The organism is candidate division WOR-3 bacterium (assembly GCA_016867815.1).
Classification (GTDB): domain Bacteria; phylum Hydrothermota; class Tepidihabitantia; order Tepidihabitantales; family Tepidihabitantaceae; genus UBA2258.
Genome location: VGIR01000162.1, coordinates 1 through 3921 on the forward strand (window position 1 = coordinate 1; position 3921 = coordinate 3921).

Consider the following 3921-nt stretch of genomic DNA (forward strand, 5'->3'; position numbering starts at 1 on the left):
AGCCCGAACGACGGGTAGGGCTCATCGCCCCGTTCAAGCCGGCTCACCAGATTGCCCGCGTTCTTGCCGCCCCGGCCCATCGCCCGGGCCAGCTCAAGCTGGGTCAAACCTGCCTTGAGACGCAGATCCCGTAGCCTCACACCCAGCTCAGACGTGAAGACGAACGTCTCAGGTGAAGGCTTCATCCGAGGCTGATTCTACGATATCGTAGATTCGACGTCAAGTCAGAGACCGACACAACCGACTGTGTCAAAATGACTTACGCTGTGATGCCGGGAAACCACCCCTGCACTGGTCCCGTAGCCTCACCCGTTACAGCTCAGACTGCGACTCCCGTTGCGGCTCTGGCTGCTTCACCCGTTGCGGCTCCTGCTACGACCTGCGCTGCGACGCCTGCCATGACTCCGGCTATGTCAACCGCTATGACTCCTGCTGCGACGCCCGCAGTGACGCCTGGAGTGACACCTGCTGCAGCTCACGCAGCGTCTCCTGTCGCGACTCAAGCAACAGCTTCGGTTGCGGCTCACGTCGCAATGCCGGCTACGACATCAGCTACCGCTCTGGCAACGACATCCGCTCCGGCTCCTGCTGCGCCTCAAGCCACGACCCCAGCCATGACTCCTACCAAGGTATCCGCCAGGTCTCCGGCACCGATTTCCGATGCAGCCTTCAACTTGACACAGACAGGCACGCAGCTATTTTCGAAACCGATGCTAACTGAGTCTCTTCCAGCCTTGATGAAGACTCGAAGCGAGATGCCATGGCCGCGACAGCCATGGAGTTGGGTGAAGCACCCCGGTTCTCCCCCAGCCTGGCTTGCAGCCAAGCTGAGCGTGCCCGAAACTCCGGGAACCATGCAGGCTTGGCGTTGCCGGAGAATTGCCAACGGCAGAGGCGATTGGTCGGCCCTGCCTGCCCTGGCCGTTCGGCCGAACCGGATGGGCGATCCTGGGGTCTAACAATGTTCCGAGAGGAGCGACAGCACGGCTCGATCCAGCCGTGAGAACGCCAGCTCCAGAGGAGAAGTAATGCGACGAGAGACTTTTACGAGCCGGATCTTCAGGGATGAAAAGGGACAGGTTCTGCTTTTCTCCATAGTTCTGGCTCTGGCTATCATTGCCTTCCTGCTGGTGGTCCCCAATGCCACACGTGTGACGACCCAGAAGGTGCGCGCCCAGACCGCGGCGGACGTGGGATCCTTCACCGGCTCCATCTGGCTATCACGTTCGCTCAACCTGAATGCGAACATGAACATCGGTATCCGCAGCATCCACATGTGGATGGTTGTGCTTACCATGGGCGAAGCGCTGGCACAGGCACTCTACAAAGACACAAGCCATGCGTCGGTAAGGGAGATGGGCGAAGGGCTCACCCTTGCGCTTCTGGGAACCTCTGACCCGGTCACAGCCCATTCGGTGGAGTACCCCGGCGCGATCCAGCAACTCGACGCGGCCGCGCTATGGCTCCGGAGTCTGCAGGACGACATCTCCGCCAGCTTCTCCGACCTGGCGGCAGCGCTGGGCAGCGAAGAGGCGAGCCGGACCGTGGGCTCGTATCCCGCGACTCAAACTGCGGGAGGCAGGGTGCTGGTGCGGACCAACGACACAATACCCCTGCTCGCGGAAGACGATAGCGGCGACGCTCTGATTTTCGCCGACCTGGCCCAGCTGGGTTCCAGTCTTGAGCACATCCCGACCGGTGATTCCAACATCACCGACGCCCACGGGCTGATTATCGTCAGCCCGACCACCTGGGACGTCTGGGCCTACTACACCGACTCAAGCCGCTGGTACCGGGTGAGGCAGGTGCTGAAGCGGATGTACCAGAAGACCATCATCCAGGTCTTCTACAATACTGTTACCGGCGTCTACGACACCGCGGCAGAGTACCGCCAGAAACCGGGCAAATGGATGAACGCTTACCTGCAAGGGGATAGCTGGGGGCACTGGGTCGTGTCCTGCAACGAGAGTGTTCCGCATACTCCTTTCATCTGGCCCAACGGGGTGGGCAACGAGCCGTACAAGAACTCACCGCCCTGGATCTTCATCTCCGGGCACCCTTCCGACAACCGGTACAAACGGGACACAGTCTGGCAGGCAGACCTGCATATTCCCAAGAACGACACGCTCGGCCAGTGGATCTACACCTATCCCGACTCCGGCAATCTGCTTGACTCCAGTTTCATCTGGATTCGAGACAGCGGCGACGTCGTGGATACATCCACGATTCGCATCACCGGCGTTTATGTCGGCGCCGAGTCGACCATTGGTCACAAGGGCGGGAAGGTCCGCCCCCGCCGGGTCAACCCGGACCGCGAGTTCCACACCGTCGCCTACGCCTGGCGGCAGGAAGGCTCGACCGCACCGTATGGTATGGGCGCGAAGATCGGCGGAAAGCTCTTCCCTCGTTCCAAAGTTGCGCCGGCCAGCCCGTTGTTCACCGTGGGTCAGTCCCAGCCATATCTGGGCCGGACCAATCCTGCAGCGTACGACTACTTCTTCACGCCGGCGTGGGATGCCAGGCTCGTGGCAATGGACTCTGCCGGGGTGCACGTCATACTCGGCGACACCGCATACCCGGGTCGCAGCCGCAGTTCCTTCAACAACCTCGACGAACTGCGGAGACACGTTCTCCTGCCATAAGGAGGGAAAAATGAGAAACCTGGCTTCCGTCACCCGGAGACCTTACCTGGTAGGCCGCAGCGTCGGTGCGGCAGTGCGGCGCCACCTGGCCGACGACCGCGGAGTAGCCGCTCTCGAGGCAGTACTCGTGCTGCTGTTCATCGCCGGAGTGCTGTTGGGGATCGTGCTGCTGGGTCAATGGGGTACGCACCTGCAGTACTCACAGATGGGAGCCCGGTTGCTGGCGTTCGACGCCGGCGATACGACACTCGCAAAGAGCGGGAGAGCAGGGGACTCCGCCGTCCAGACCTTCTCGAGCAGCAGCTGGGATCCGTATGGCGGCTCCCTGCCGGTCGGCTGGCTCAACGTGATGTTCGTCCTGCCCAACCAGCGATTCTGCGGCCGCGTGAGCGGCGTGCAGTCCGGACGGCTCCCGGGCCAAAGCCCTTCCCTGTTCGACTTCTCGCCCGCGGCCCTCGGATACTCCTCCGGGGCGTGCGCGGCAACCAACCCGTGGTCCGACTCCGGCCCCAGAGTCCAGTCGCAGTTTCTCGGTATCGCCTACTACGTCGGGCGCTACCGTACCGGCCCCGAGGGCCTCGGTTCTGTCCCGTCGATCCCGCCCGGAATCCCGCTGGTCGAGACCATCCTCGGTCGCGTGGGCGGGGTCAGATAGAGTCCGCGAGCCCGGCGACTACTTCCCAGGCTGAAGGTGGGATTTCGGGGACTTCAGCAGAGAGAATCCGCAGCGCGTCAAGATGCTGTGGAACCAGCGACAGGCGCCCCACTTCGGGAAGCTTCGGGACATCGTGCTGCCGTAGGTAGCGAGTGACCAGCAACCAGTCTGCAGGTTGCAGTTGGCGCGGAGGCTGATGGCCCGTTGCGGATGGCCGGCCCAGGCGCAGGCGCAAACCCAAGCTGGCTGACCACTAGGACCGCTCGCCTTTGTCCTGCCGGCCCCTGCGGAAGAACTCTTCCCACTCCGCGACCTCGGCCGCGGACATCGGTGTGTCCTTCTGTGCAGGCCGATTGGGGCCGAGTTTGGGAATTGTGGTCCCGAGCCTGGCCGCGAACTCGGCGGAAGGGATGTTCTTCGCTCCAAAGTCGCGGGCAAAGAGGACGATGGAATTGTCGGACGTGACCACGGTCCACGACTTCGGGCTCTTCTCCAGCGACAGCATCGTCTTTATCTTCGCGTCCGCGGTCTGCGGCGCGCGGGAGAAGACGACCTCGATGCCGCCGGGCGGCCGGGTCTGCTGCCCGGCGGAGGCGCGGCCGTCGAAAACAACCGTGACACGCA

4 protein-coding genes are annotated in these 3921 nt (G+C 62.8%); 2 read left to right on the forward strand and 2 right to left on the reverse strand.

Features of this window, described 5'->3' with window-relative positions; translation table 11 throughout:
- A partial coding sequence (locus tag FJY68_13745) for a helix-turn-helix domain-containing protein (protein MBM3332888.1) occupies nt 1-185 on the reverse strand: 185 nt, incomplete at its 3' end.
- A gap of 843 nt (nt 186-1028) precedes the next feature.
- On the opposite strand from FJY68_13745, the gene FJY68_13750 reads away from it, so the two are divergent.
- Both FJY68_13750 and FJY68_13755 read left to right on the forward strand, forming a co-directional pair.
- Nucleotides 1029-2642, forward strand: a complete 1614-nt coding sequence (locus tag FJY68_13750; GenBank protein ID MBM3332889.1) for a hypothetical protein — start codon at nt 1029-1031, stop codon at nt 2640-2642.
- Nucleotides 2643-2652: 10 nt separating this feature from the next.
- A complete protein-coding gene (locus tag FJY68_13755; protein ID MBM3332890.1) occupies nt 2653-3297 on the forward strand; it encodes a hypothetical protein in 645 nt (214 codons plus the stop codon).
- Between the two features lie 253 nt (nt 3298-3550).
- Here FJY68_13755 and FJY68_13760 read toward each other — a convergent pair.
- The coding region (locus FJY68_13760) for a hypothetical protein (GenBank protein ID MBM3332891.1) at nt 3551-3921 on the reverse strand (371 nt) is incomplete at its 5' end.

Coding starts and splice junctions, on each gene's coding strand:
- FJY68_13750 (MBM3332889.1), top strand. CDS start 1,029: ATGCGACGAGAGACTTTTACGAGCCGGATCTTCAGGGATGAAAAGGGA.
- FJY68_13755 (MBM3332890.1), top strand. CDS start 2,653: ATGAGAAACCTGGCTTCCGTCACCCGGAGACCTTACCTGGTAGGCCGC.